This is a genomic window from Amycolatopsis sp. NPDC058986 (assembly GCF_042741125.1).
Lineage (GTDB): Bacteria > Actinomycetota > Actinomycetes > Mycobacteriales > Pseudonocardiaceae > Amycolatopsis.
On sequence record NZ_JBHYJW010000041.1, the window covers coordinates 33,700 to 55,322 of the forward strand.

Genomic DNA, 21,623 nt, shown 5'->3' on the forward strand with positions numbered 1-21,623 from the left:
CGCTCCTCAGTTCTTCAGTACGGTGGCGACGGACTCGTCGATGATCGAGAGCCCCTGGGTCAGTTCTTCGTCGGACAACGTCAGCGGCGGAAGCAGCTTCATCACCTCGCCATCCGGTCCGGATGTCTCCATCAGCAGACCGCGGTCGAACGCCGCGGCGCAGACCCGGCCGGCGAGGTCGCCGCTGGCGAACTCGAGACCGCGCGCGAGCCCACGTCCCTTGGCCGTCAGCTCGGCCTCGGGATAGGTCTCGACGATGCCGGAGAACGCGGCGCCGATCCGCTCGCCCTTCGCCCTGGTGGACTTCTCCAGGTCGTCGTCGTTCCAGTATGTCCGGATCGCCTCGGTCGCGGTGACGAAAGCGGGGCTGATGCCGCGGAAGGTGCCGTTGTGCTCGCCCGGCTCCCATACGTCGAGCTCGGGCTTGATCAGGGTGAGCGCCATCGGCAGGCCGTAGCCGCTGATCGACTTCGACAGGCACACGATGTCCGGCTTGATGCCCGCGTCCTCGAAGCTGAAGAACGGTCCGGTGCGGCCGCAGCCCATCTGGACGTCGTCGACGATGAGCAGGATGTTGTGCCGCCGGCACAGCTCCTGCAGCCCGTGCAGCCATTCCATGCGCGCGGCGTTGATGCCGCCCTCGCCCTGCACGACCTCGACGATCACCGCGGCGGGTTCGTTGAGCCCGCTGCCGGAGTCCTCCAGGAGCTTCTCGAAGTACAGGAAGTCCGGCATGGCGCCGTCGAAGTACTTGTCGTAGGGCATCGGGGTGGCGTGCACCAGCGGGACGCCGGCGCCGCCGCGCTTCATCGAGTTACCGGTGACCGACAGCGCGCCCAGCGTCATACCGTGGAACGCGTTGGTGAAGTTGATGACCGATTCCTTGCCGGTCACCTTGCGCGCCAGCTTCAGCGCGGCCTCGACGGCGTTCGCGCCACCGGGGCCGGGGAAGATGATCTTGTAGTCCAGTTCGCGCGGACCGAGGATCTTCTCCTGGAACGTCTGCAGGAAATCGCGCTTGGCCACGGTGAACATGTCCAGCGCGTGGACGACGCCGTCACGCTGGATGTAGTCGAGCAGCGCCTGTTTCAGCACCGGGTTGTTGTGCCCGTAGTTGAGCGCGCCGGCGCCCGCGAAGAAATCGAGGTACGCCTTGCCGCTCTCGTCGTGCAGCCAGCTGCCCTGTGCCCGGTCGAAGACGACCGGCCAGCCGCGGCTGTAGCTGCGAACTTCGGATTCGAGCTCTTCGAAGATGCTCATGACGTTTTCTTTTCTCCCTATCGCGGGGAATTAACGTATTACTGACGATTAAGCGGTTGCAGCGGCCCGATACGGTACAGGTCCTCGGGTGCGTGCACGTTCTCGTCGTCCGGAAAATCCTCGGCCTCGAACAGCCTGCTGGTTTCACACGAGGTGTTCCAGCGCTTCGCGAACGACGCGAACAGCCGGATGGAGGCCTCGTTGTCCGGCGTGATCGTGGTCTCCAGATAGCGCACCCCGCGCTCGACCAGCCGCGTGAACAGCTCGTCGAGCAGCGTCCCGGCCAGGCCTTTCCCGCGCTGCGACGCGTCGACGGCCACCTGCCAGACGAGCGCCGTCTCCTGCTCGTCGGGTCTGCGGTAGGCGATCACGAAACCAACGGGTTCGCCGCCTTCGGAGACCACAACCGAACTCTCCGCGAAATCGCGGCACCACAGCATGTACGCATACGGCGAGTTGAGATCAAGCTTTGCCGAATCGCGAGCGATTCGCCAGAGCGCGGCGCCATCGGCCTTGGTCGGGGATTCGATCAAGAGCTTTCCGGACATACTCATGAAACGTAACAGAGAATTTTCTTCCCGCCAGCGACAGCGCCTCGGACAGCGCGCCTACCTGCGAGGACGGAAAAACTCGCGTGACTAGTCCCACATATGCGTTTGATCGGGCCATGATCTGGGTACGACATGCGGCTGGGCCGCCCACCTGTCGTCAGCGGCCTCCAGTCCGGTCACTACTCGACGATGAACCGAAATGACTCGCTTCGCAAGGCGGACACGCATACTTTCCGTGCCTGACCCCTCATCGCGCGTTCCGCCGGGCGCGTTACCACGCCGCGCGCCACAGTGTTTTCCTGGTCACCGAATTCTCCCTTTCACCAGGCGATCCTCACCCTTTCCTGTAGCCGATCGCGGTGCTTTGCGAGCAGGAGCACAGGCACGTCGCCCTCGTGAAGATGACGAAGCGTGGCCACCGAACTTCGTAGCGCCACCGGCGGACTGGAGTCGCGTTCGGAGGTCCGTGAATGCCACATCGAGGGACTCTGATTCCCTCGATGTGGCATTCACGGACAAGCTCTCATCCCGCTATCCACAAGGCCATCCCGCTTGTGGACAACTAATGCCCCCAGCGCCTCCGGACCCCCGGTTCTGTCGTGCTCCGGCGATACGATGAATGTGGGGGGCGCCCCGCAAGCTCGTGACAGCACTCCGTGCGCCCGTTCATCAGTCCTATGAGGGCTGTCGACGTGTCCTTTATGGAGCGCGGCGCCGTGAAGGCCTCCTTCACGGCGCTGAGTGCCGTGAAGGAGGCCTTCACGGCGTTCGGGCGGGGCTGAGGCTGGGTGATCTCGCCCTGCCGATGCCGTCAACGACGCGTTCGCGACGTTCACCGTCCCCAACAGAGCGTTCAGGACACCGCGATGGACGGGCTCATCGCGGCGAAGGCCCCCTCGACACATCACCAACACCCGCGGAGCGAGAGGACACCGCGAGGCGACCGGCGCGTTTCGACTTGCCGAGACCCTGCCCCAGGCCGAGAACGGCGTCAGGGGCGGTCTTTCGGGGCCGGGCGGCGCAGGCGGCGGGTGACGCTGCCCAGCGGCGTCCAGACCGCGGGCAGCACGATCAGCGCGGCCACCACGAGCCACCACACCGGGGCTTCGCCGCGCCGCCAGCCCGCGACCACGCCGCCCAGCCAGCCGAACAGCGGATCGGCGATCGGCGGCAGGAACGCGGCGAACAACAGCGCCGCCACGACCAGCACCCCGAGCACGGTGAGCACCATCCGCCACGTCCGCCGCAGCGTGATCAGGCTGACCACGAGGAACACCAGCGCGCCCGCCGCGACCGGCATACCCACCCACTGCAGGACCTGACCGCCGTTCCCGCCGAGCACGAACCCCGCCAGCACGGTGACCGCGGCCGCCACGAGGTTCCACGGCCGCCCCAGCCGCACCGCGCCGCGCGTGATCCACCACGCGCTGCGCCCGGTCGTCTGCGCGAAACCGACCGCGGGCTGGACCGACTTCGGCACCCGCGCCGCCCCGGCCGCGGCGTTCATCCCGGCCGCGCCCGCCTTGATCAGCGTCGACGTCAGCAGCATCGTCCCGCGTTCGTCCTCGACCTTCTCCGCGGACACCCGGCACGTCTGGAAAACCCGCTGCGTCGCGGCGTCGTCGGCCGTAGGCTCGGCCCCGACCTTGCGGAACGCCGCCGACGCCTTTCCGTTGCCCTTGGCCGTTTCCAGATCCTCCTCGGCGTGCCGGCACACCACGGGAAGCTCTTCGCGCGCGATTTCGAGCTGCCGTGCCCGCGCGAGCACCATCGCGGTGACCGGCATACTCAGCGGCACGGCCTCCGCGACTTCGACGTCCCGGAGTTGCGCGTCGAGACCGAGGAAACCCAGCTCCTCGGCGAGCTGCCCGGCGAACGATTCCGCTTCCCCCGGACCGAGATTGTCCGCGGGACCGGGCAGGATCCAGCCGACGGACTTGAACGTTTCCCGCACCCGTTCCCGGAACGCCCCGGCCCCGGCGAGATCACGCAGCAACCGCAGGCGTTTCGGGTCGAGCAGGCACTGCATCAGCCAGCCCGCGCCGTCGATCCGGCCCCACATCCAGTCGCTGGCCCGCCACGAAGCCTTGTAGAACGCGCCGAAGTCACCCACCTGCATCCCGGTCAGCTTGGTGTGCGCACGCGTGCGGCTCATGTCCAGCAGGGTGCGGGTGTCCGCGCTGACCTGGACGAGGTCGACGCGCTGGTCCACCGACGGAGGCTGCGCCAGCAGCCCACGCGTCGCCACGTGCAAGGCCAGCAACCTGGCCAGCACGACGTCGTCGCCCGCGCTCTTGTCGTCCGCGGTGAGCCCGAACCAGTCGAGCAGTGTGCGGACGGTGTCGGCCGCTCCTTCGGTCTGCTCACCCACCAACGCCCGCAGTACCGGTGCCGCCTGACGCAGCGCGCCCGCCACGCTCGGCCACGCCTCGCGTAGGGTGTCCGCCCGGCCCTTCCCCGCCCATTCCGCGGCCAGCGCGGCGATCCAGCCGTCCAGCGACATCCCGGCGGGCGGCGGTTCGTGCTCCACCACCCACGGCGTCAGCTTCACGCCGCGTGCCGCCGCGCGCCGGGCCTGGTGCAGCAGCGCGCGGCATTCGTTGAGCTGCGCTGCCTGTTCCGGCGACGGGCCGAGCCGGAACCCGGCGTTGATCACCTGGATGCCGGTGCCGACGGCGTCGTCGAGCGCCGTGGTGCGGAACCCGATCAGCTCGTCGAGCGAGACTCGTCCGCCCGGCGGCTGGTCCGGCACGCCGTCCCGCAGGCCATCGGCGGCGACGGTCCGCAGCTGCGCGGACATCCCGGACGCCCACTGCGCTTTCAGACCGTCCACTTCGGACACCACGTAGACTCGGCTCGCCGCGCGCACCAGCTCACTGGCGTCCTCCGCCACCCGGCGTTCGCGGTAGGCGGCCATCAGCCTGGCGTCGACGAACGTGTCCGGATCGCCGCGCAGCCCCATCGCCGAGAGGGAGACGCGGGTGTCGCGCGTCCGCACGACAGCGTCGTTGTGCCGCGTCAGGTCCTCCAGATCGGTGCTGATGGTCTGGTTCAGCACGGTCGAAACCACCTTGCTGAGCGCGGTGCCGAGCAACGGTGGATTCCCCGCGTCCACCTCGACCACATCGGCCTCACGCTCCCCGGTCGGCACCACGTACAACAGCAGCCGCCGGACGTCGGCGTGCGACGGCCGTTCGAAAATCTCCCGCAGCGCGGGCCGCAGGGGCTTGTTGAGCAGCACTCCGCCGTCGGTGAGCCAGTGCGAACGGGTGAGTTCGGTGTAGCGCGTCATGTCCGGGTGCAGCCGATCGGTGCCGTCCTTGCCGATCGGCATCCTCGACAGCTCGAAGGCGCCGGGGAACGACGCGCTCGACCGCGCGGCGAGCGCGAGCGGACCGAGCACATCGGGAGTCCACAAAGGACCATCGAAGCGGAAGAGCATCCGGTGGTCGGTGTCGCGCACCAGGTTTCCCAGCGCGTCGTCGAAGCGCGCCGTCTCGCCGTCGATCATGGTGCCGGTGAGCAGCACGGTGATGTCCGGCTCCTCGGCGGGCGGGGTGCCACCGCTGGTGATGCTGTGCAGTGCGCGCTCCAGGTCACCCAGCAGGACCCGGTCGCCGTCGAGCAGCGAGCGCGGCAGTTTCTCGTTCGGATCGCGGATGAGGTTGTCCAGCGAACCGGTGCCGATCCAGGTGTCGCGCAGCACCTCCGGAGTGGAGCCGAACGCCTCGGCCAGCCCGAGACAGGCCGCGTTGATGCCACCGGCGCTCGTTCCGGTGAGGACGTCGATCGAAACCGTGACGTGCAGGAGATCGATCAACCTCCGGTACACGCTTTCCGTTTTCTCGTCCCGCGAGGCATGTAGTACCTGCGACGTCTCGCTCGCGATGCCGCCCATCCAGACGGCGAGACTCGCGCCGCCCACCATTGTCATCGCGAGCCGGATTTCCTGCCGCCACGGTTCCGGGGTTTCCTTGCCCGATGGGGAATCCGTTGGGGAATCCTTGAGGGAAACCGCTGTCGTGCCGTCAGTACGCTCCTCGCCGCGGTTCTCCCGCACTCCCTCAGCCATACTCCGAAGGATAAGGGCAGGCGGCGGAAATCGTTCCCGGTTCTAACCGGCCGGAGCAATCAGTCGGCGAAATGCTCCAGCAACAGCACCTGTGCTTCACCGACCGCGAACCCGAGCACCGCGCCGGTCGCGATGAGGATCCATTCGTCCTGTTCGAACGCCGGGCGCAGCAGGCGCTCGAATTCCCGAGGGGACAGTTCCTTCATCTTCGAGACCAGGACGTTACGGATGTCCATCGCGTCGGTGGCGTAGTCCTCGATGTAGGCCATGGTCTCGGGCAGCCGCGCCATGATCTGCTCGGAGATCGACAGCTTCAGGTCCTGGTAGCGCTTCCCGCCGACGGCGAACAACAGCAGCGGTTTCGCCAGCCCGCTGCGCCTGCCGAGTTCGACGTCGAGCTGCCGCTGGATGAGCGCGAGGACCCGATCGGACAGTGGCCCGCGCAGGATCGCCTCGATCACGTTGTGCGGGGTGATGATCTCCTTCGCGATCAGCTCCCCGTACGCCTCGGCGACCTCGGCGCGCCGTTTGAGGAACAACCCCTGCCACTGGATACCGAAATATTTCTTCGGTTCGATCGGGTAGAAAATCATGCGCAACGCGAGCCAGTCGGTGAACCAGCCGGTGAACAGGCCGAACAGCGGCATGATCAGCGGGAATTTGAACAGGATCCAGGCGGTCATCTGGATGACGCCGATGAATCCGCCGAAAACGAGCCCGGAACGCTGGATGAACTTGAACTCGTCCCGGCCCGCTTCCTGGAAGATCCGGTTCAGCAGCCGTTTGTCCTTGACGAGGCTGGTGACGACCATGCCCTTGAGGTCGAACACACTGTCCACATCGGACTTGATGAGGTCGAGCACGGCGGCGACCATGCGCGGCGACTCGGCCTGGACCCGCTGGATGACCATCCGCTGCACGCCGATCGGCAGCGACTCCCACAGCCCAGGCTGGTAGTGCCCCGCCACCTCGCGGACGATGTCCTCGACCCCGGCGAGCAGCGGTTTCTCGATCTCCTTCGCGATCCGCCCGGCGTCCAGTCTGGACACGACCTCGGACGGCTTGATGAGCTGCTCGGTCATCGTGTCGCAGGCGATGCTCGCCATCCGCGCCGCGCGCTTCGGCACGATGCCCTGCCAGCCGAGGAACGGCTTGATCCCGATGAACTCGACCGGCTGGAACATCATCCGGATCGCGACGATCTTGGTGAAGTACCCGATCAGCGCGGCGACGATCGGGATGGAGACGTAAAGCGCCCAGTGCCGCCCGAAGTCGTCGAGAATGCCGCTGACGAACGCGCCCATGGCCGGGCTCAGCCGAGGCTCGGGTCGCAGGCCTGCCAGAACCTCGCGCCGAGACGCGAGATGTGCACGGTGCGCCGGACGAACTTCGCGCGTTTGACCAGTTGCTCGGCCTCGCGCACGGTCTCGTCGGTCAGCAGGATCTCGTACTGGGTCTCCAGCGCGGGCACCTCCTCGTCGAGGTCGACGAGGCCGAGCCCGATCAGCCGGGTCAGGTAGCCGGGCACCTGGTCGGTCAGGGACACCCCGGCCGTCTTGCCGACCGTGGACGCGTTGCGCAGCACGACCCGGCCGCTCCCGCCGAGGCCGTTGCGCTCGACGACGTCGACCGCGGGGAACGGCGAGCCGTCGGAGAGCGCGGAGAGGATGCGGGCCTCGTCCGGGGTGAGCTGACGCAGGATGATCGCGTAGAGGTACTCACGGGCCCGCTCACGCCCGAAGCCGATGGAGTGATTCAGCAGCTCCGCCATCGCCGCGCGCAGCGGTTCGACGTGGTTGTCGCGTGCCGGCACCAGCGTCACGGTGGCCTCGACCGGCTCGCCGTCCAGCCGGGCGCGGTTCATCGCGGACGCGGCGGTCAGCGCGGCGTGGTACGGGTCGTCGACCTCGTCGAGACGGCGGCGCAGCTCGGTCAGCAGCTGGCGTTCGACCGTGCGGATACCGCGCTCGGCCGTGTCCACGCCCGGCAGTTTCCTGGTGAGATCGAACCCGGTGCGCGCGGCCCAGCCCGCCAGCTGACCCGCCCGCCTGGCGAAGTTCGCGACGTCCTCCACCGTGCCGTTTTTCGTGCCACTGCCGTTGGCTCGCTCTGTGCTCACGGGCCCCACTCCCTCGCTGTTCGCGCTGATGCTACCTGCGGGTAGGCCGAATGGCGGCGTGATGGCGCCGCATCGTGATCCGGCGGACGGTGTTGGATGGCTCCCATGCGCGCGCCGTACTGGGGACCGCCGATCGCCGTCCTCCCCTTGCTCGCCCGTGAGGAACAAGCGCTCGTGGACGTGCTGACCGGGCTCGACGCCGAGCAGTGGGCGGCACCGACGGCGTGTCGTGACTGGACGGTCCACGACCTGGCCGCACACATCCTCGGCCTCAAGCTCGGACGGCTTTCCCGTGATCGCGACGGCTACCGCGCGCTCGAACCGCGTGACTCACCCGAGACGTGGGTGACGGCGTGTCGACGGCTCTCTCCGGAGGTCCTGTTCGCGTTGATCGTGGACAGCACGGCGCAGATCGCCGACCACTGGGGCAGGATCGACCTCGACGAACCCGGTGAACCGCTGAGCTGGGCGGGGCCGGAACCGGCGCCGAGGTGGCTCGACGCCGCCGCGGAGTACAGCGAGTTCTGGACCCGTCAGCAGCAGATCCGCGAGGCGGCGGGCGTTCCGCTTCTCGACGCGCCGGAGTTCCGCGGCCCGGTGGTGGACACGTTTCTGCGCGCGCTTCCGTTCGCGCTGCGCGACGTCGAGGCGCGGACCGGCAGGCAGGTCGCCTACACGGTGACCGGCGCGAGCGGTGGCCGCTGGACCGCCCGCCGGGAAGCCGACGGCTGGACGCTCGACCGCGCGGCGCCGACGTCCCGCTCCCCGCTGGCCTCCGTGACGACCGACGCCGACACCTTCTGGCGGCTGTCCGCAGGCATGCTCCGCGTCGGCGACGTCGCGGACCGAGTCACCGCCAAGGGTGACGAAAACGTTTGCGCGGCGGTGCTCGGGATGGTCGCGATGTGCTGAAGGACGCTTTCAGTGCATCCAGTGCACTGAAAGCGTCCTTCAGCGCGCCCACCGCACCGAAGGCGTCCTTCAGCTCATCTCAGCGGCGCCGCCGGGCCTGTTTCCGCAGCTGGAGGATCCGCGCGCCGCCGATCAGTGCGACGAGCGCGGCGCCGGCGAGCACGGAGAACAGCATCGCCACCGCGAGCGGCATGCTGCCCGAGGCACCGAAGAAGTGCACGGTCGCCGAGTCGAGATTCTGCAGGATGAAGATCAGCAGCAGCGCGAGCACGATCAGCGCGACGATCACCGCCACCCAGGTACCGCTGATCCGGGTGGGTTTGAGCTTCCCCGACTTCCCCGGCCGCTTCCCGGGGCGCGTGGTCCCGGCGGGCCGTACCGGGGTCTCGGCGGCGGGGTCGAGGGCGGCGGGCGGCTCCACATACCCGTGCCCCCCGCCGGGGGTCTCGGACGGGCTGGTGCGGGCGGGGTCGTCACCTCCACCACGGGCGTGAGTCATAGCCCTCAGTGTCCGCCGACCTGCGGGAGTTCGCCGACTGGTATGCCCCTAACGGGTGCATTTACTAATCCGACCGAAAGTAGGCGGAGGCGGACCGCAGCCGACCAGCTCTCAGAGACCCGTTTCCGCCGTGGCTGCCGTCGGATTAGTAAAGAACGGCACAGTGTCGACATCTCGGAGCACGCGGAGGGTGTTGCGGCCGGCGAGCTTCGCGCAGTCCTCCTCACTCCAGCCACGCTCGAGCAACGCGGCGAACAGCACCGGGTACTTGGAGACGTCCTCCAGCCCCTGCGGCAGTTCCGCGACGCCGTCGTAGTCGCCACCGAGGCCGATGTGGTCGATCCCGGCCACCTCGCGGGCGTGCTCGACGTGCGCGACGACGTCTTCGACGGTGGCCTTCGGCTTCGGCGGCCCGTCCCAGCTCGCGGCGAACTTCCCGCGCTGGGCGAGGTCGCGGTGGTCCTGGCCTGCCTCGGCCATCGCGGCCTTGAGCTGCCGGTCCCATTCCGTCACGGCGGGCGAGATGAACCCTGGCACGAACGTCACCATCGCGACACCGCCGTTGCCGGGGAGCCGCTCGAGGACGTCGTCGGGGATGTTGCGCGGGTGATCGTTGACCGCGATGCACGAGGAGTGGCTGAAGATCACCGGCGCGGCGCTGACATCGAGCGCGGCCCGCATCGTGCTGGGCGCGACGTGCGAGAGGTCCACGAGCATGCCGATGCGGTTCATCTCGCGGACGACGTCGCGGCCGAACTCGGTCAGGCCGTTGTGCGCCGGTTCGTCCGTGCCGGAGTCGGCCCACGACGTGTTGTAGTTGTGCGTCAGCGTCATGTAGCGGACGCCGAGACGGCGCAGGATCCGAAGCACGCCAAGGGATTCGGCGATGCTGTGGCCGCCCTCGGCGCCGAGCAGCGAGGCGATCTTGCCGTCGGCGAACGCGGCCTCCGCCTCGTCCGCGGTGGTGACCAGCGCGAGGTGTTCCGGGTAGCGCTCGGCGAGCTGGTGGACGACCTCGATCTGCTCCAGCACGGCGGTGACGGCGCTGTGGCCTTCGAACGAGCACGGCACGTAGACCGACCAGAACTGCAGGCCGAGCTTGCCCTCGCGGAGCTTCACCAGGTCCGTGTGCAGCGCGGGCTGCCGGATGGTGAGGTCGAGACCGTGTGCGGCGTCGACCGGATCGGGCCCGACCAGGTCACGCAGCTCCCACGGGAGGTCGTTGTGGCCGTCGGCCAGGATGGTGGATTCCAGCAGCGCCGACGCGCGCTCGAGGTCCCGAGAAGTCATGCCCCGATCGTATGGGGCACGCCGTGCGGCGGACGCGCGAGCAAAGCGAGAACAAAGTCTCTTGCACGCGAGAGAACTGGGCTAAGGTGAACCCGTGAGACCCGATCCGCACACCGACGACGACGAGATCGTCAGCTGGTGGGGCCTGGTGATCGAGGGGTACCTCGCCACACAGGACGTCCTGATGGGCGAGATCTCCGAGCGCTACGGCCTCGCGCCCGCGTCGTTCGACATCCTGCTGCGGCTGCTGCGCTCGCCGGAGCACCGGATGCCGATGACCCGGCTGGCCACCGAGGCCGCGCTCTCCAGCGGCGGCTTCACCAAGGTCGCCGACCGGATGGCCGCCGCGGATCTCATCCGCCGGGTGCCCAGCCCCGACGACCGGCGCGTCACCTTCGCCGCGCTCACCGACAACGGCCTCGACATCGCGCGGCGCGCGCGGACGGCGGCCGCCGGAATCCTCCGGCGCATCGTGCTGGAGCCCCTCGGCGACGACGCCGCCACCCTGGCCTCGGCCATGCGCACCCTGCGCTCGGTCAACGGCGCGAGCTGAAGGGGACTTCAGCTACTCGCGACCGTGCTCGGGACCCGGTTCAGCCTCGACGCGGCCCAGGTGACGAAGGCCCACAGCGCCAGCGCGGCCGCGGTATCGGTGAAGATCGTCGCGAACCAGAACGCCGGGATCTGCGGCACGCCGACCAGGAAGTGCCCAGCGCTGGCCAGCCCGGACAGCGAGTAGACCATCAGGAACCCCAGCGCGCGCCAGTACCGTCCGCGCAGGTAGTCGCGGTAGCCGAGCACCCCGAACACGGTGAACACCACGTAGGCGAGCGCGACCAGGATCTGCGCCACGAGGACGCTGATCCCCGGGACCTGCGGATAGTCCGCCGCCCTGATCACGTTGTGCGCGTAGTGAAACGTCGTGGTCAGCACCGAGAAACCCAGGATGACCCGCAGCGGGGTCAACCCCTTCTCCCGCAGTTCGTCCATGGCCGCCCCCTTGCGACTTGATAGATCGCTCTAGCGAGAGAAGGGTAAGCCCTCGCGGACCCGGTTGTCGAGCGGGACGGCTCAGACCAGGTCGATCCGATGATGGACGACCGGGTAGCCGGCCTTCGCGAAGTTCGCGGCCATCGGCACATTCGTGACATCGGTGGCGGCGACGACGCGGTCGGCGCCGTGCCCGACGAGTTCGTGCGTGACCTCGACCAGCAGGTCGTAGGCATAGCCGTGACCCCGCTGCTCCGGGACGACGGCGATGTAGCCGACCACCGGGTTGTTGGGATTACGGCACGGAATGGCCAAGCCGACGAGTTCGCCGTCCGGCGTGTAGGCGACGCGCCACCAGTCCCGTGGGCTCGGCATCCACCGCAGGAGATCGAGGTCCTCCCGCGCCGCACCGTCCACACCGGACTGTTCGATCGCGCGCCTGGCATGCGCGTCAAGGGTGTTTTCGTTCACCCGACGAAAGATTCCGAGGATCACGTCGTCGTCCGGCTCCGGCCGGAACTCCAGACGTCCGGGCCGCGGCGGCAGGCCGCACTCCGGTGTCCAGCAGTAGCGATACCGTTCGACCAGCACCGACATCCCGGCCGCCTTGGCCGCCTCGACCCGCGTGTTCACCGCCTCCGCGACGTCCGGATCCGCCCGCCAGCCCGGCGGGGTGTGCAGGGAGTACTCCGTGCGCAGCGGCGAATCCCGCAGCAAGGCGACACCGGCGTCGAAATCGGTGAAGTCGAACCAGTCCAGCGCGATCGGGACGTCGTCCTCGGGCGCGGCCCACCAGGCGGCGCGAGCGACGACGACGCCATCACGCAACGCCACCCAAGTCCACTCCGGACGGTAGCCGCCGGTCATTTCCAGGGATGTCTGCCCGAGCAGGGCACGGCCGACGAGGCCGCGATCGGGCAGTGAGTCGAACAGGGCTTCCTCACCCGCGACGAGCGGGCGGATGACCAGATCGGTCATGGGGTTCCTTCCGGGAAGTACGCGATGCGCTCCCGGTTCAGTTCCCCGGCACCCTCGGCACGAGACGGGAGCGCGTGATCGTGGTGACCATCGTTCCCACCTCCTTCTCCTGGTCGAGGGTGCCGGAGCACCGTATTCCAGCCTCTCGGCGAGGATCAACCGGTTTTCGCGAGCCGCACGGTGGTGCTCAGCCGTGGCTCGCCGTATGAGCGTGCGGCCTCGACGGCGTACTCGCCGGACACGTACCGCCAGCCCTCGTCCCAGATCGACGCCGACCGCGGCTCGATACGCACGACGGCCTCGACCTCTTCGCCTGGTCCCGCTTCGACGTTCGCGAATCCGGCCAGCCAGCGCGCGGGGCGGTCGTCGTCGGTTCCCTGAGGCGCCAGGTAAATCTGCACGACCTCACGCCCGGACCGCGTCCCGGTGTTGCGGAGCCGGACCCGGACGTCCGCACTACCGTCGCCCTCCGGTTCGACCGACATCGTCGTGTACTCCCAGACGGTGTAGCCGAGGCCGTGCCCGAACCAGTACGCCGGCGCGACGTCCGTCCGTTCCCAGGCGCGGTAGCCGATGAACACACCTTCCTCGTAGTGCAGCGCGCCGTCCTTCGGCTCGACGTTCCACACTGGACAGTCCGCGAGCCGGTCCGGCCACGTCGTCGGCAGCCGACCGCCAGGCTCCCGCGCGCCGAACAGAACGTCCGCGAGCGCCGCCCCGCCCGCCTGCCCGGGGAACCAGACGAGCAGCACCGCCGCGACGTCGTTCCGCCACGGCATTTCGACCGGTGCTCCGGCGTTCACCACGACGACCGTGCGCGGGTTGACGGCGGCGACGTGCGCGACGAGTTCGTCCTGCTTTCCCGGCAGTGCCAGTGTTTTCCGGTCGAAACCCTCACTCTCGACGTCCGCGGTGGTACCGACGACGACCACCGCGACCTCCGCGTCGGTGGCAAGCGCGACCGCCGCCTCCAGCGCGGCCCCGGGATCGGCGACCGGGCCGGAATGCCCCAGCTCGAAGGAAATCCAGGCGATCCCACCTGCCATCGCCGGGGGAACGCGGTAGACGAGCCGGACGTCGACGCGTTCGCCCGCGGCCAGTTCCGTGGTGTGCCGTTGTTCCTCGACATGAGTGACCGCGGTGACGGCGTCGACACCGTCGGGGATGGTGGAACCGTCGAACAACGTCTTCCCGGCCACGGTCAGGGTGAGCAGCCCCGCACCGGTGACACCGAAGGTGTGCTCGCCGGACGCCTGCGGCGTGAGCGTACCGGCGATCTCGACCGAACCGAGCGTGTCGATGGTCAGCTCGCCCGGCAGTTCGCCGATCCAGCGGATCCGCCCTTCCGGCAACGGGAAAGTGGCGAGTTCGCGGCCTTCGCCGTCACGGGCGATCGCCGTCAGCTCGAAGCCGTCCGACGCCGTCGGCAACGTCGTCCGCGGATCGGCACCGAGCGAGTAGCGCAGGTCGACGCCGTCCGGCAGCGCCGCGCGGAGGCCGTCGAGGGGCGAGACGACGTCGGCGGGGAAGACCGTCGCACTGCCGCCGCCGAGGATCTTCGGGTCGTCGGCGAGTGCGCCGAGCACGGCGATACTGCGCGGCCTGATCAGCGGAAGAACGTCGTTCTCGTTGCGCAGCAATACGAAGGAGCGATGCGCGACCTCGCGAGCCAACGCCTCACCGTCCACTTCGGACATCATCGGCGATTCGGTCGCGTTGAGCGCACCGACTCGGCAGGCGAGCAGCAAGACTCGGCGCACCATGTCATCGACGGTCTGCTCGTCGACCTCGCCTGCCCGCACCGCGTCGGCGAGACGCGCGCCGAACACGGTCTTCGGCCCCGGCATCGCGACGTCGAGACCGCCCTTCGCGGCGTTCACGGTGTGCCGGGCGGCAAGCCAGTCCGACACGACGAAACCGTCGAAGCCCCATTCGCCGCGCAGCACATCGTTGAGCAATCGGCCGTGCTCGGTCATCGTCGATCCGTTGACCCCGTTGTAGGCGGCCATGATCCCCCACGGCCATGCTTTGTCCACAATGTACTCGAACGGCGCGAGGTAGAGTTCACGCAGCGTTTTTTCGGTCACGGCCACGTCCGCGGTGAACCGCTCGGTCTCGAAGTCGTTGGCCACGAAGTGTTTCACCGTCGTCCCGACGCCGCCCGCCTGCACTCCCGCGACGTACCCGGCGCCGATGTACCCGGTCAGCAACGGGTCCTCGGAGTAGCACTCGAAATGCCGTCCGCCGAGTGGCGATCGATGCAGATTGACCGTCGGTGCCAGGAGAACATCGACACCCTTGCGGCGAGCTTCTTGGGCCAGCACGCCGCCGACGCGTTCGGCCAGCGCGGGATCCCACGTCGCCGCGAGCGCTGTCGGACTGGGCAGTGTGAGCGACGGGTCGTCCGGCGTCCAGCGTACGCCGCGCACCCCGACCGGACCGTCGGACATCACGATCGACGTCAGCCCGATCTCCGGAAGCGGGGCCAGCGTCCAGACGTCCTGCCCGGCGAGCAGCCGCGTTTTCGCGTCCAGATCGAGCTTCCCGAGCATCGCGTCGACGTCGAACGTCATGGATTTCCTTTCCTAGCGGACGGTTTTGATCCTGGTCACGAGCACCGCGCCAAGCAGCACGGCCACGGCCGCGATGAGGTAGAGCGCGGTGTAGTTCCTTCCGCCACCTGCCGCGAGCAGGAACGGCACCAGCGCCGGGCCGAACGACTGCGGCAGCGCGTTGGCCATGTTGATCACCCCGAGGTCCTTGCCGCTTTCGTCCTTTCGCGGCAGCACCTGCGACACGAGCGCGAGATCGACCGCGTAGAACATGCCGGTACCGAGCCCGCCGACCACCTGTGCCACGAATACCACCGGCAGGCTGTGCGCGCTCGCCATGATCACCCCGGAGAGTGTCATCACCAGTGCGGCGCCGATGACGAACGGTTTGCGCCTTCCGGTGCGGTCGGACAGCCGGCCACCCAGGATCGCGGTCACCGCGCCGACGCCGGCCGTGGTCATGGCGAGCAGGCCCACGGTGGCCGCCACGTGTTCCTTCGGGACGCCGATCCGGTCACTCGCGAAGAAGGCGAGATAGGACACCGGGGCGAACGCGCCGAGCACCACGAGGAACCGGGTCAGCCATGCCCAGCCGAAATCGGGATGGCGCACGGGGTTCACCCAGAAGCTGCCGAGGAATTCGCGCACGGAGAACTTCGGGAGCCCTGGCGCGGCAGGGCGATCCGGCAGTGTCACCGCGAAGAGGACGACCAGCACCAAGCCGATCAGGGCGGGCACGAGCAGTTGCGTGATCGCGTGGGAGAACGCGGCGGCGACACCGGCGCCGAGCAGCACCGCGGCGAGCTGGCTGAAACCCATCGCACCGGAAACGCGGCCGCGTTCGGCGGACGGCACGAGGTCCGGGATCGTCGCGGTGAGCGCCGCGAGTGCGGCGTTGAACGAGACCTGGGCGAGGCACCACCCGACGAGGATCGCCGGCACCGACGGCACGAGCGCGACGATCACCAGCCCGGCCGAGCCGCCGATGACGCCGCCCGCGAGCCACGGCCTCCGACGTCCCGCCCGCACCCTGGTCCGGTCGGAAAGCCTGCCGCACAACGGGTTCGCGACGAGCGCGAGCAACGCGCCGACCGCGGTGACCAGACCGAGCGACGCTTCCTTGCGCTCCGGAGCGACGTCACCGATACGGATGGCGAGAGTGATCAGCGCCGGCGCGAGGAGCGCGGTGAACAGCCCGAGGTTGGCGAGGCCGAGCTTGACGGCGAAGGCGCGCGGCTGCCGGATCCATCCGGCCGCCGGAGTCGATTCGGGCACGGACACCTCCCCGTCGTCGAGGCCTGGTCCCACCAGCCTTACCGGGCACCCTGGTGATCGGTAGGTGTCGTTACATATTTGTGATTATCGCTACCGTCCCGTAGGCTTCGAATCATGAGCCGCGCCAGGGGCACCGATCGTCGCGAGAGCATCATCCGAGCCGCGTTCGAGGTCATCGCCGAACGCGGCTATCGCGGCACGTCGCTGGCGGCCGTCGCCGAACGGGTCGGGCTCACCCAGCAGGGCCTGATGCACTACTTCCCCACCAAGGAGGACCTGCTCACCGCGGTGCTCGAGACCAGGGACGAATGGGACCTGCTCAACTTCGGCCAGTCCGCCGCCCCGCCCGCGATGACCGCCACCCAGCTCGCCGACCTCGTCGACTACAACGCGACCCGGCCGGGGATAGTGCAGACCTACACCGTGTTGTCCGCGGACAGCGTCACCGAAGGACATCCGGCACGGCAGTACTTCCACGACCGGTACCGGCGGGTGCGCGCCGGGATGACCCGGCTGCTGGAACGCAACCGCGAACTCCTGCCGCCGGGGCTCACCCCGGAGCAGCTCGCGCCGATCGCGATCGCGGTGCTGGACGGGCTTCAGCTGCAGTGGCTGCTCGACCCGGACGAGGTCGACATGCCACAGAGCTTCCGCGACTTCCTGGCCTTACTGGGCACGAAGCCGTAACGGGTTCCCGTCACCCTCCGGCCGGGTCTTCCCGGGACGGCTGGGTCTGTCGCGAACGCGTCGTTCGGGACACCCTGAAGCCCCCTGCCAAACAGCCTAGGCGGGGATACCGACACTCCGGCGCCGCTGGGGGCGGGAGGTGCTGAAGCACCAGCGCTCGCTCAGCCCTCCCGCAGGACTTCGCGCAGCCGGCGCAATGTCCGCAATGTCGTCTCCAGGTCGTCCCGCGAAACCTGGGCGGCGGCCCCGTCGGCCCAGGACACCTGCGACTCCCCGAGCTGCCGCAGCGCCGTCCGCGCCCGGTCGGTGAGCCGCAACAACGGCGCCCTGGCATCGCCGGGGTTCACCGAGCGTTCGAGCATTCCGTTGCGCAGCAAGCGGTTCACCGTTTCCTGGACGCTCTGCCGCCGCAGCCCCCTTCGCCGCGCGAGTTCGGCGGCGGTCGACGGGCCGTGTTCGAGGAAGCCGAGCACCTGCCATTGCGCGGCCGTCAGCCCGACCGGCGCGGTCAGCGCGTCACCCGCGGCCAGCAGCTCACCGTTCACCAGGAAGACCTCGTTGATCACCTCGGTGAACGTCTGCGCGCGTGCGGTGCGTCGGGGCATGATGCTAGTCTCCCATATTGACAGGTACCTGTCGAAAGGAGAGGGCATGCCCAGCATCGGCACCGCGCACCACGCGCTCACGGCGCTCATCGGAAAATGGTCCGGGACCGAGGAAATCGCCGCTTCGCCGTGGGCACCCGCGACGAGTGCGACCGCGTGGTGCGAGTACCGGTCCGCGCTCGACGGGTTCGCCGTCGTCCAGGACTACCGGCAGGTTCGGGCCGATGGCGGGCCGGAGTTCCTGGCGCACAACGTGTTCACCGCGGACCCGGAAACCGGCGAAACCCTCTGGTACGGGTTCGACAGCTACGGCTTCCCGCCCGAGGCTGCGGCCCGCGGCGGCTGGGACGGCGGAACCCTGGTGCTGGAAAAGAAAACCCCGCGCGGCACCGCCGTGCACCGGCTGACCCCGGACGGCGGCGTCCTCCGGCACGACATCGACGTCCGAATGGGTGAAGCGGAAACTTTCAGCCCTTTCCTGCGTGCCCGATACACGCGCGACGCCGAAATTGTCGGACCCCCGGAGTAGAGATGAAGGCGTGCGCAGAACCGCCGAAACCCCGAGCGGCTCCGCCCCGCTGATCGGGGTGGAGCACGTCAAGATGCCCGAGTGGGCCCGCGTCGACGAACGCGTGGCCGCCGCCGGGTTCGGCCAGGCCGTGCGCGCGCTGCCCACCGCGATCGCGGTCGTGCTGCGCCTGGCCTGGCGTACCGCCCCACGGCTGACGGTGCTGGCCGCGGTCGTGCACGTGGTGTCCGGCTGTGTGACCGCGTTCGGCCTGCTCGCCACGGCCAACGTGTTCACCGCGTTGCTGACGCAGGGCCCGACCCCGGAGCGCGTCCTGCACTCCCTGCCCGCGCTCGCGGTGGTCACCGCCTCCTACGCGGCACGCGCGCTGCTCGACGCCGCGGTCGCCGCTGTCGAGGGGGCGTTGCGCCCGCGTATCACCACCGCGGCGGACCACGCGGTGACGGCGTCGGTGGTCCGTGTCGGGCTGCTCGCCTTCGAGGACGCCGATTTCCGGGAACTGGCCAGACAGGGCGCCCGGCACGGGGTCCGCGCGATCGAAACGAGCCTGCGCAGGCTCGCGGATCTGACGTCCTCGCTCATTTCCCTGCTCGCCGCGATGATCACCGCGGCGCTGCTGAACCCGTGGCTCGCCCCGGTGCTGCTGCTGGCAGCGGCCGCCGACGGCTGGGCGTCCGCGCGCGTGGCCAAGCTGAACTACCGGCATTTCCTCGACACCGTGAGCCGGCACATCCGCAAGTCCATCGTCGAGGAGGTGGCGACCTGGCGCACCATGGCGCTGGAGCGGCACGCGCTCACCCTGCAGGAGCCGCTTCTGGCGGAGTACCAACGGATCTCGGCCAGCCTGATGCGGGAGGAGGTGGCACTGGCGCATCGCAGCAACCTGATCCGCACCACCGGGCGAGCCGCCGCGGGGGTCGGTACCGCGGTCGCCTACCTCGTCCTGGGCTGGCTCCTCTACGCCGGTGGGATGCAGCTCGCGCTGGCGGGCACCGCGGTACTGGCGATGCGCACCGCGTCGAACGCGTTGTCCAACACCATTCGCGCGGTCAACTCGCTCTACGAGGACTCTTTCTACATCGGCTTCTACCACGAGCTGATAGCCGAGTCCGCCAAGCGCAGACCGGCACCGTCCACCCTGCGCGCCCCCGCCGACCCGGCCGAGATCCGGCTGGACGGTGTGTCGTTCACCTACCCTGGCCAGGAAAACCCCGCACTACAGGACATCTCGCTGACCCTGCGGCGCGGCGAGGTGGTCGCGCTGGTCGGCGAGAACGGATCCGGCAAGACGACGCTGGGCAAGCTGCTCACCGGCCTGTATCCACCGTCGGAGGGCACGGTGCACTGGGACGGCGTCGATCTCGCGCGGGCGGATCCGGCGTCGGTGCACGAGAACATCGCGGTCATCGCGCAGGAGCCCGCGGAATGGCCGATGACGGCGGAGAACAACGTCACGGTCGGCAGGCTCGGCAGGGTCGATCCGGGCCGCGCCTCGTGGCAGGAGGCCATCACCTCCTCCGGCGCCGACGAGGTGATCGCTTCCTTGCCGCACAAGGAGAAAACCGTGCTGTCGAAGCAGTTCGAGGACGGCCGGGATCTCTCCGGCGGGCAGTGGCAGCGGATGGGCATCGCCCGCGGCATCTACCGGGACGCGTCCGTGCTCGTCGCCGACGAACCCACGGCCGCGCTGGACGCCCGCGCCGAAGCGCGCGTCTTCGCCGGGCTCCAGCGCGCCAGCGCCGCCGAGGGCGGCAAGCGCACCACCGTCCTGGTCACGCACCGGCTGGCGAACATCCGCACCGCCGACCGGATTCTGGTGCTGGACAAGGGCAGGCTCGTCGAGGAGGGCACACACGAGCAACTCGTCGCGGCCGGAGGTCTCTACCACGAACTGTACGAAATCCAGGCCCGCGCCTATCGGGGTGAGGCGGCCTGACACCGGTCAGCCGATCCTCACCCCGGCCGCCGCGTCAGGGAGCCGTCCGGCCGAGGTCCGGTCCGGGGTGGGGGTGTCGGTCGAAGCGGTGCAGCAAGGCGGCGATTCCCACCATGACGACCACCGGCGCACTGTAGGTGAGGAGGTACAGAATCGAGTCGGTGAAGATCCGGTACGCCTCGAACTTTCCGAACATCCGGCTGGCGACCGGTACCGCGATGAGTGGCGTGAGGACTATCGGCGCCGTGCGGCGGCCGCTTCGCGTTCTCGGGCGGCAGGCGGCCAGGACGCCGCCCACCAGCACCACCATCCGCACCAGCTCGGCGAGGGGGAGGTACGTGCCCAGCCGGGTCGCCGTGAGCAGAAACAAGACGGCAACCGTGCCGACGAGAATGATCATTCGTGACAGGCCCAGCAGGTCCCGGCCACGGCGAGGCCCCGGCGACACGGTCACCGCGACCGCGGCGAACACACTGAGCAGCACCCAGCCCGCTGCCAGCTCCGCCGGCCAGTGCAGGCCCAGGTCGACAACGATGACCATGATCAAGGCGGCGGTGGCCAGCCAGGCGAGAACCACCGAAGCTCGGCGCATGCCCAACAAGCCGAGCACAAGTGCTGCCGGCCAGGCCGAGAAGACCAGTACGTCGGCGAGCGCGCCGAGCCAAAGCCGCTGCACCCACACGTCCGCTCGGGCCAAACCCACGATCTCGCGCAGTGACCAGGAAGCCCCGAGCATCAGGAGCACCGGCGCCACCAGGCTCACCATCGCCAGGGTGTCTCGCCGGTCCCGCCCTCGATGCCCGCCCAGGGCGTGCTGCCAACGCAGTTGGACGGCGCCCCACACCAGGTCCACCGTCTCCGCCGTCCCCGGGCGGCTCCGGCCGGCGGCACCGTCGAGCAGCACGCCCAGCATTTCCTCACCATGGGCGGCTCGGTGCGCACGCGGATACACGGCCAGCAAACGTCGGTAGCGCCGCTCTATCGCGGTACGTCCCGCATCGCGCTCGTTCACGCCAGCCCTCCCGCACCACGCAGCTGAAGCCGCTGTTCGGCGGCGCTCGTGTGTCTCTGCCTCCGCTGCACCTCGGCCGCCAGCCGGGCGGCCCCCGTTTCGGTCAGGCGGTAGTAGCGGCGCAGCCTGCTCTCCACCACTTCCTCACGATCGACCTCGACCCAGCCCTCCGCGGAGAGCCGATCCAGCGCGGCGTACAAGGTTCCGGCCCGCAGTGTGACCTGTCCGTCCGAGATCGCCGCGACATCACGCAACACGCCATAACCATGTTGCGCCTGGGCGGCAAGCGCGGTGAGGACCAGGAAGGTCGGCTCCCGCAAAGCACCGTCAGTCATGTCAGGAGTATATACCGATAG

19 protein-coding genes are annotated in these 21,623 nt (G+C 69.0%); 5 read left to right on the plus strand and 14 right to left on the minus strand.

What is annotated here, in order from left to right; genetic code table 11:
* Positions 1–6: 6 nt before the first annotated feature.
* From ectB to ACFW0G_RS30335, 5 genes are all read right to left on the minus strand, one after another.
* Positions 7–1,260: a diaminobutyrate--2-oxoglutarate transaminase gene (gene ectB, locus ACFW0G_RS30315; RefSeq protein WP_378328845.1), complete on the minus strand. Its 1,254-nt coding sequence runs from the start codon at positions 1,258–1,260 to the stop codon at positions 7–9.
* A 38-nt stretch (positions 1,261–1,298) separates the two neighbouring features.
* Positions 1,299–1,808: a diaminobutyrate acetyltransferase gene (gene ectA, locus ACFW0G_RS30320; protein ID WP_378328846.1), complete on the minus strand. Its 510-nt coding sequence runs from the start codon at positions 1,806–1,808 to the stop codon at positions 1,299–1,301.
* Positions 1,809–2,802: 994 nt separating this feature from the next.
* On the minus strand, positions 2,803–5,883 hold the full coding sequence (locus tag ACFW0G_RS30325; protein ID WP_378328847.1) for a patatin-like protein: 3,081 nt from the start codon (positions 5,881–5,883) through the stop codon (positions 2,803–2,805).
* 59 nt (positions 5,884–5,942) lie between these two features.
* Entirely contained in the window at positions 5,943–7,187 is a 1,245-nt protein-coding gene (locus ACFW0G_RS30330) for a DUF445 domain-containing protein (protein WP_378328848.1), read from the minus strand.
* 8 nt (positions 7,188–7,195) lie between these two features.
* Positions 7,196–8,002 (minus strand): Abi-alpha family protein, encoded by an 807-nt coding sequence (locus ACFW0G_RS30335; RefSeq protein WP_378328849.1) that lies wholly within the window; start codon positions 8,000–8,002, stop codon positions 7,196–7,198.
* Between the two features lie 96 nt (positions 8,003–8,098).
* Between ACFW0G_RS30335 and ACFW0G_RS30340 the strand changes: the two genes are divergently transcribed.
* Entirely contained in the window at positions 8,099–8,914 is an 816-nt protein-coding gene (locus tag ACFW0G_RS30340) for a maleylpyruvate isomerase family mycothiol-dependent enzyme (protein ID WP_378328850.1), read from the plus strand.
* 79 nt (positions 8,915–8,993) lie between these two features.
* On the opposite strand, the gene ACFW0G_RS30345 is transcribed toward ACFW0G_RS30340, so the two are convergent.
* On the minus strand, positions 8,994–9,413 hold the full coding sequence (locus ACFW0G_RS30345) for a lipopolysaccharide assembly LapA domain-containing protein (RefSeq protein WP_378328851.1): 420 nt from the start codon (positions 9,411–9,413) through the stop codon (positions 8,994–8,996).
* A 111-nt stretch (positions 9,414–9,524) separates the two neighbouring features.
* On the minus strand, positions 9,525–10,703 hold the full coding sequence (locus tag ACFW0G_RS30350) for a dipeptidase (RefSeq protein ID WP_378328852.1): 1,179 nt from the start codon (positions 10,701–10,703) through the stop codon (positions 9,525–9,527).
* A 94-nt stretch (positions 10,704–10,797) separates the two neighbouring features.
* Here ACFW0G_RS30350 and ACFW0G_RS30355 point away from each other — a divergent pair, with 94 nt between their 5' ends.
* Positions 10,798–11,256 (plus strand): MarR family winged helix-turn-helix transcriptional regulator, encoded by a 459-nt coding sequence (locus ACFW0G_RS30355; protein WP_378328853.1) that lies wholly within the window; start codon positions 10,798–10,800, stop codon positions 11,254–11,256.
* A gap of 8 nt (positions 11,257–11,264) precedes the next feature.
* On the opposite strand, the gene ACFW0G_RS30360 is transcribed toward ACFW0G_RS30355, so the two are convergent.
* The 4 genes from ACFW0G_RS30360 to ACFW0G_RS30375 all read right to left on the minus strand — a co-directional run bounded on the left by ACFW0G_RS30360 (position 11,265) and on the right by ACFW0G_RS30375 (position 16,498).
* On the minus strand, positions 11,265–11,693 hold the full coding sequence (locus ACFW0G_RS30360) for a hypothetical protein (protein WP_378328854.1): 429 nt from the start codon (positions 11,691–11,693) through the stop codon (positions 11,265–11,267).
* Positions 11,694–11,774: 81 nt separating this feature from the next.
* Entirely contained in the window at positions 11,775–12,671 is an 897-nt protein-coding gene (locus ACFW0G_RS30365; RefSeq protein WP_378328855.1) for a GNAT family N-acetyltransferase, read from the minus strand.
* A gap of 155 nt (positions 12,672–12,826) precedes the next feature.
* The gene (locus tag ACFW0G_RS30370; protein ID WP_378328856.1) at positions 12,827–15,244 is read right to left on the minus strand and encodes a beta-glucosidase; all 2,418 of its coding nucleotides are present in this window, start codon (positions 15,242–15,244) and stop codon (positions 12,827–12,829) included.
* 12 nt (positions 15,245–15,256) lie between these two features.
* Positions 15,257–16,498, minus strand: coding sequence for an MFS transporter (locus ACFW0G_RS30375; RefSeq protein WP_378328857.1), 1,242 nt, complete (start codon positions 16,496–16,498; stop codon positions 15,257–15,259).
* Between the two features lie 114 nt (positions 16,499–16,612).
* On the opposite strand from ACFW0G_RS30375, the gene ACFW0G_RS30380 reads away from it, so the two are divergent.
* A complete protein-coding gene (locus tag ACFW0G_RS30380; RefSeq protein ID WP_378328858.1) occupies positions 16,613–17,185 on the plus strand; it encodes a TetR/AcrR family transcriptional regulator in 573 nt (190 codons plus the stop codon).
* Between the two features lie 161 nt (positions 17,186–17,346).
* On the opposite strand, the gene ACFW0G_RS30385 is transcribed toward ACFW0G_RS30380, so the two are convergent.
* Positions 17,347–17,790 carry a MarR family winged helix-turn-helix transcriptional regulator gene (locus ACFW0G_RS30385; protein ID WP_378328859.1) on the minus strand — a complete coding sequence of 148 codons (444 nt, stop codon included), beginning with the start codon at positions 17,788–17,790 and terminating at the stop codon, positions 17,347–17,349.
* Positions 17,791–17,836: 46 nt separating this feature from the next.
* Between ACFW0G_RS30385 and ACFW0G_RS30390 the strand changes: the two genes are divergently transcribed.
* Positions 17,837–18,319 (plus strand): DUF1579 family protein, encoded by a 483-nt coding sequence (locus tag ACFW0G_RS30390; RefSeq protein WP_378328860.1) that lies wholly within the window; start codon positions 17,837–17,839, stop codon positions 18,317–18,319.
* Between the two features lie 10 nt (positions 18,320–18,329).
* On the plus strand, positions 18,330–20,255 hold the full coding sequence (locus ACFW0G_RS30395) for an ABC transporter ATP-binding protein (protein WP_378328861.1): 1,926 nt from the start codon (positions 18,330–18,332) through the stop codon (positions 20,253–20,255).
* Between the two features lie 34 nt (positions 20,256–20,289).
* Here ACFW0G_RS30395 and ACFW0G_RS30400 read toward each other — a convergent pair whose 3' ends face one another.
* Both ACFW0G_RS30400 and ACFW0G_RS30405 read right to left on the minus strand, forming a co-directional pair.
* Positions 20,290–21,267: a hypothetical protein gene (locus ACFW0G_RS30400; RefSeq protein WP_378328862.1), complete on the minus strand. Its 978-nt coding sequence runs from the start codon at positions 21,265–21,267 to the stop codon at positions 20,290–20,292.
* On the minus strand, positions 21,264–21,602 hold the full coding sequence (locus ACFW0G_RS30405) for a PadR family transcriptional regulator (RefSeq protein ID WP_378328863.1): 339 nt from the start codon (positions 21,600–21,602) through the stop codon (positions 21,264–21,266). The genes ACFW0G_RS30400 and ACFW0G_RS30405 overlap by 4 nt, the downstream gene beginning before the upstream one ends.
* Between the last annotated feature and the right edge of the window lie 21 nt (positions 21,603–21,623).

What these genes read in the sequence shown, in the direction of transcription:
- ACFW0G_RS30360 (WP_378328854.1), bottom strand. Translation starts at nt 11,693, where the DNA reads ATGGACGAACTGCGGGAGAAGGGGTTGACCCCGCTGCGGGTCATCCTG.
- ACFW0G_RS30325 (WP_378328847.1), bottom strand. Translation starts at nt 5,883, where the DNA reads ATGGCTGAGGGAGTGCGGGAGAACCGCGGCGAGGAGCGTACTGACGGC.
- ectB (WP_378328845.1), bottom strand. Translation starts at nt 1,260, where the DNA reads ATGAGCATCTTCGAAGAGCTCGAATCCGAAGTTCGCAGCTACAGCCGC.
- ACFW0G_RS30350 (WP_378328852.1), bottom strand. Translation starts at nt 10,703, where the DNA reads ATGACTTCTCGGGACCTCGAGCGCGCGTCGGCGCTGCTGGAATCCACC.
- ACFW0G_RS30380 (WP_378328858.1), top strand. Translation starts at nt 16,613, where the DNA reads ATGAGCCGCGCCAGGGGCACCGATCGTCGCGAGAGCATCATCCGAGCC.
- ACFW0G_RS30370 (WP_378328856.1), bottom strand. Translation starts at nt 15,244, where the DNA reads ATGACGTTCGACGTCGACGCGATGCTCGGGAAGCTCGATCTGGACGCG.
- ACFW0G_RS30385 (WP_378328859.1), bottom strand. Translation starts at nt 17,790, where the DNA reads ATGCCCCGACGCACCGCACGCGCGCAGACGTTCACCGAGGTGATCAAC.
- ACFW0G_RS30345 (WP_378328851.1), bottom strand. Translation starts at nt 9,413, where the DNA reads ATGACTCACGCCCGTGGTGGAGGTGACGACCCCGCCCGCACCAGCCCG.
- ACFW0G_RS30340 (WP_378328850.1), top strand. Translation starts at nt 8,099, where the DNA reads ATGGCTCCCATGCGCGCGCCGTACTGGGGACCGCCGATCGCCGTCCTC.
- ACFW0G_RS30390 (WP_378328860.1), top strand. Translation starts at nt 17,837, where the DNA reads ATGCCCAGCATCGGCACCGCGCACCACGCGCTCACGGCGCTCATCGGA.
- ectA (WP_378328846.1), bottom strand. Translation starts at nt 1,808, where the DNA reads ATGTCCGGAAAGCTCTTGATCGAATCCCCGACCAAGGCCGATGGCGCC.
- ACFW0G_RS30330 (WP_378328848.1), bottom strand. Translation starts at nt 7,187, where the DNA reads ATGGGCGCGTTCGTCAGCGGCATTCTCGACGACTTCGGGCGGCACTGG.
- ACFW0G_RS30405 (WP_378328863.1), bottom strand. Translation starts at nt 21,602, where the DNA reads ATGACTGACGGTGCTTTGCGGGAGCCGACCTTCCTGGTCCTCACCGCG.
- ACFW0G_RS30365 (WP_378328855.1), bottom strand. Translation starts at nt 12,671, where the DNA reads ATGACCGATCTGGTCATCCGCCCGCTCGTCGCGGGTGAGGAAGCCCTG.